Source organism: Leifsonia sp. HAY1-4F (assembly GCF_056755275.1).
In genome coordinates, this window is the sequence record NZ_JBNDHX010000167.1 from 1 (window position 1) to 4516 (window position 4516).

Below are 4516 nucleotides of genomic sequence, written 5' to 3' on the forward strand. Positions count from 1 at the left end.
TCCGTCGTCGGCAGCGTCAGATGTGTATAAGAGACAGGTTCGTGTACTCGACGGGGGGACGGGCGGTCAGACGAGGGCGAGGACGGACGCGGGGTCGGAGAGGATGCGGCCGACGTCGGCGAGGAAGCGCGAGGCCTGCTCGCCGTCCACGATCCGATGGTCGAAGGTCAGCGCGAGCGTGAGCACCTCCCGCAGCGCGATGCCTCCGTCGTGCTCCCACGGCTGTCGCCGGACGGCTCCGACGGCGAGGATGGCGGCCTCGCCGGGCGTGAGGATGGGCGTCCCCGCATCCACACCGAACACTCCCACGTTCGTGATCGTGATCGTGCTGCCGCTCAGGTCGGCCGGGGCCGTACGCCCCGCGCGAGCGGTCTCGGCGAGCTTCCTGATCGCGTCAGCGAGGTCGCCGAGCGTCATCCGGTCGGCATCCCGGATGACGGGCACCAGCAGGCCGCGCGGGGTCGCTGCGGCCATCCCGAGGTGCACGTACTCCGCCTGGACGATCTCGTTGCTCGCCTCGTCCCAGCGCGAGTTCACCTCGGGGGTGCGGCGGATGGCCAGCAGCAGAGACTTCGCGACCACCGCGGTCAGGCCAGGGCGCGCCTCGGCGAACTCCGGACGCGCCCGCAGCCGTGCGACGAGCTCGGTCGTCGGTGTGACATCCACCGTCAGGAAGACCGTCGCCTGGGGCGCGCCGAACGCACTGCGCACCATGGCGTCGGCGGTCGCCTTGCGCACGCCGCGGATCGGGATGCGCTTCTCGCGCGACGCCGCGCCCGTGCCGGCCGGGCCGGTGGCGGTCGCCGAGGTCGCGGTCGGCGTGGTCGCGATCGGCGCGGTGGCATCCCGCTTGCCGGCGTACGCCTCGACATCGGTTCGGGTGATGAGCCCGCGATCGCCCGAACCGGACACCGAGGCCAGGTCGATGCCCAGCTCGCGGGCGAACTTGCGCACCGGAGGGGTCGCGCGCGGCCGCTCGGCCAGAGCCGTCGGCGCCGCCGCTGCAGCGCTCGACGCGACCGCGACGCCGGCACGCTGCCGTCCTTCCTGCGCCAGTCCCGGGCGTGCCCTCCGCGCCGGACGCGCCTGCGACTCGGGCCGTGCGCCGTACCCGACCAGCGTCGGTTCGCGCCCGTCCGGTGCGGCCGCAGCCTGGCTCGACTCTGCCGAGGCACGGGCCGCATCCGCATCCTCGCCCGACGCATCCTCAGCCTGGCCAGCCGCATCCGCCACCTGAGCCGACGCATCCCCCACCTGGGCCGGCTCGGCAGGCACCGTAGGAGCGTCCTCGAGCGGCACATCCGCATCCACCTCGAACGCGACCAGCGGCTCCCCCACCGCCACCGTCACTCCCGGCTCGACGAACAGCTTCGACACCCGGCCCTCATACGGAGCCGGAAGCTCCACGAGGGCCTTGGCGGTCTCGACCTCGGCGATGATCTGGTTGAGGTGCACGGTGTCGCCCACCGCGACCTTCCAGGCGACGAGCTCCGACTCGGTGAGACCCTCGCCGAGATCCGGCAGGGCGAACTGCTTGACCGCCATCAGTCCTCCACCCCGGTCAGCGAGTTGGGCCGGTCCATGGCGCGGTCGATGCCGTCCAGGATGCGGTCCAGGTCCGGCAGATGCGCGGACTCCAGCCGGGCGGGCGGGTACGGGATGTCGTGCCCGGTCACACGCACCGGCGCGTGCTCCAGGTGATAGAAGCACCGTTCGGTGATGGAGGCGGAGATCTCGGCCGCGAGGCCGCCGGACAGCGCGGCCTCATGGGTGACGACGAGGCGGCCGGTCCGCTTCACCGATCCCACCACGGTGTCGACGTCGAGCGGCGACAGGGAACGGAGATCGATCACCTCGACCGAGACGCCCTCGTCCCCGGCTGCCAGGGCAGCATCCCGCGCGAGCTGCACCAGGCCGCCGTACGTGACCAGGGTGACGTCCGTGCCCTCGGTCAGCACCCGAGCGGTGCCCATCGGGCGGGCGTCGGCCAGCGGCGCATCCTCATCCACCTCGCCCTTCGCGTGGTAGCGGCGCTTGGGCTCGAAGAACAGCACAGGGTCGTCGGAGGCGATGGCCTGCTGGATGAGCGTGAACGCGTCCTGCGGATCCGACGGGCTCACGACGCGCAGTCCTGCGGTGTGCGCGAAGTAGGCCTCCGGGGAGTCGGAGTGGTGCTCGGCCGAGCCGATACCACCCGCGAAAGGCACGCGGATGACGATGGGCATCCGCACCGCGCCTTCGGTGCGGAAGTGCATCCGCGCCACCTGGTTGACGATCTGATCGAAGGCGGGATAGATGAACCCGTCGAACTGGATCTCGACCACGGGCCGGTAGCCGCGGTACGCCATCCCGACAGCCGTGCCGAGGATGCCGGACTCGGCGAGCGGCGAATCCATTACCCGGCGCGGGCCGAACTCGGTCTGCAGGCCGTCCGTGACGCGGAACACGCCGCCGAGGGTGCCGATGTCCTCGCCCATGAGGACGACGTGGTCGTCCGACGCGAGCGCGCGACGAAGGCCCGCATTGATGGCTTTCGCCATGGTGAGAGAGGTCATCGTCCGTCGCTCCCCACGAACGTGCGCAGGTAGCGCGAGTAGTGGTCGCGCTGACGGGCGATGCCGGTGTGCGGCTCGGCGTACACGTTGTCGAAGACGGACAGCGGGTCGGGGTCGACGAGGGACGTGATGCCTGCGCGCATCTCGGCGGCGACCGAGTCGGCCTTGCCGGCGATCCGGGCCTTCCGCTCCTCGGTGAGCGCGCCCTGCGCATCCAGATACGCCTCCACACGCGTCAGCGGGTCCTTGCCGCGCCACTGCTCCACCTCGGCCGCATCCCGGTAGCGGGCCGGGTCGTCGGCCGTCGTGTGCGGGCCCATCCGGTAGGTGACCGCCTCGATGAAGGTGGGGCCGCCTCCGCTGCGGGCCCGGTCCAGGGCAGCGCGGGTGACCGCCAGCACGGCCAGGACATCGTTGCCGTCGACGCGGACGCTCGGCACGCCGAAGCCCGGCGCACGGTCGGCGATGGGACGCTGCGCCTGCAGCGAGACCGGCTCCGAGATGGCGTACTGGTTGTTCTGGCAGAAGAAGATGACCGGGGCGGCGTAGGTCGCCGCGAAGATGAGCGCCTCGTTGACATCCCCCTCGCTGGTGGCGCCGTCGCCGAAGTACGCCACGGCGACGGCGTCCGTCCCGTCGGCCTGGATGCCGAGCGCATACCCGGTCGCGTGCAGCGTCTGCGCACCGATGATGACCTGCGGCGTCGCCATGTTGATCGAATAGGGATTCCACCCGCTCTGCGTCGTGCCGCGCCAGACGCGCAGGAGGTCGACGAGGCCGGCGCCACGGCAGTAGGCGACGCCGTGCTCGCGATAGCTGGAGAAGACGAAATCGTCGGAGCGGAGGGCCCGGCCGGAGCCGATCTGTGCAGCCTCCTGTCCGAGGAGCGGCGGCCAGAGGCCCAGTTCGCCCTGGCGCTGCAGGGCGGTCGCCTCGGAATCGATGCGACGGATGACGCGCATGTCCTCGTAGAGATCGAGGAGCTGATCGGGACCGATGTCGGACACCCAGGCGTCGAAGCGCTCGTCCTCGTGGCGGACGCCGTTCTCATCCAGAAGACGGACCAGGGCGAACTCGCCGAGTGCTGTCTCGCCGAGGCCGAACTGGTCGAGGTGACCGAGGTCCATGTGGGAGCCGCCCCGACGGGTGGCCGGCTGATTGTCGATCGTCACGGTTCACGCAACCTTCACTCTCGCGCCCGGCCGGCCCGCTTGTGGCGTGCCCGACCGGCTCCCGGCCTCCTTGCCGGAATTAGAGGCAGATTACGCCGCGCGAACAGCGCGCACAACCATCGGCGTGTCGACCGTGCAGGATGCACTATCTCGCGAGCACGAAGAGTGCTAGCTTTCACACTATGCGCAGCTTCGATACGACCGACCGCCGCATCCTCCTCGCCCTCGCCGACGACCCCCGATCGACCAACGTCTCGCTCGCCGACCGTCTGGGCCTCAGCCGGAACACGGTGCAGGCGCGGGTGGCGGAGCTGGAGCGCAGCGGCGCCTTCCTGTCGTTCGAGCGGCGCATTTCGGCCCGGGTCGCGGGGTATCCGCTGGCCGCGTTCGTGAACGTCCACGTCCGGCAGCAGCGGCTCGCCGCCGTGGTGGACAGCCTCGCGGCGATCCCGGAGATCGTGCAGGCGCACGGCCTCTCCGGTCCCTCCGACCTGCTGCTGCGTGTCGTCTGCGTCGATGCGGAGGATCTCTTCCGCATCACCGGCATCATCCAGTCGACCGACGGCGTCGATCGTGCCGAGACGTCCCTCGACATGGGCGAGCTCATCCCCTACCGCCTCCGCCCGCTCCTCACCCGCGACGCCTGACCCCCGAGCCCCGAGCCCCGAGCCCCGAGCCCCACCGTCGAGTACACAAAGCTTGCACAGGGTAAGCGCTTGCCGCGTGCAATCGTCGTGTACTCGACGGTGGGGCTGTCTCTTATACACATCTGACGCTGCCGACGACGGA

At 70.7% G+C, this 4516-nt stretch carries 4 protein-coding genes; 1 reads left to right on the forward strand and 3 read right to left on the reverse strand.

Going from position 1 to position 4516, the window contains the following annotated elements:
- Positions 1-66: 66 nt before the first annotated feature.
- From ACPYOG_RS18680 to pdhA, 3 genes are read right to left on the reverse strand one after another with little or no spacing between them, the layout of a single operon-like run.
- The gene (locus tag ACPYOG_RS18680) at positions 67-1545 is read right to left on the reverse strand and encodes a dihydrolipoamide acetyltransferase family protein (protein WP_481295643.1); all 1479 of its coding nucleotides are present in this window, start codon (positions 1543-1545) and stop codon (positions 67-69) included.
- Positions 1545-2555: an alpha-ketoacid dehydrogenase subunit beta gene (locus tag ACPYOG_RS18685; RefSeq protein ID WP_481295644.1), complete on the reverse strand. Its 1011-nt coding sequence runs from the start codon at positions 2553-2555 to the stop codon at positions 1545-1547. The genes ACPYOG_RS18680 and ACPYOG_RS18685 overlap by 1 nt, the downstream gene beginning before the upstream one ends.
- On the reverse strand, positions 2552-3727 hold the full coding sequence (gene pdhA, locus ACPYOG_RS18690) for a pyruvate dehydrogenase (acetyl-transferring) E1 component subunit alpha (RefSeq protein WP_481295645.1): 1176 nt from the start codon (positions 3725-3727) through the stop codon (positions 2552-2554). Before pdhA ends, ACPYOG_RS18685 begins: the two co-directional genes overlap by 4 nt.
- Positions 3728-3909: 182 nt before the next feature.
- On the opposite strand from pdhA, the gene ACPYOG_RS18695 reads away from it, so the two are divergent.
- Entirely contained in the window at positions 3910-4374 is a 465-nt protein-coding gene (locus ACPYOG_RS18695; protein WP_090036371.1) for an Lrp/AsnC family transcriptional regulator, read from the forward strand.
- Positions 4375-4516: the final 142 nt, after the last annotated feature.

What these genes read in the sequence shown, in the direction of transcription:
- ACPYOG_RS18685 (WP_481295644.1), bottom strand. Translation starts at nt 2,555, where the DNA reads ATGACCTCTCTCACCATGGCGAAAGCCATCAATGCGGGCCTTCGTCGC.
- ACPYOG_RS18695 (WP_090036371.1), top strand. Translation starts at nt 3,910, where the DNA reads ATGCGCAGCTTCGATACGACCGACCGCCGCATCCTCCTCGCCCTCGCC.
- ACPYOG_RS18680 (WP_481295643.1), bottom strand. Translation starts at nt 1,545, where the DNA reads ATGGCGGTCAAGCAGTTCGCCCTGCCGGATCTCGGCGAGGGTCTCACC.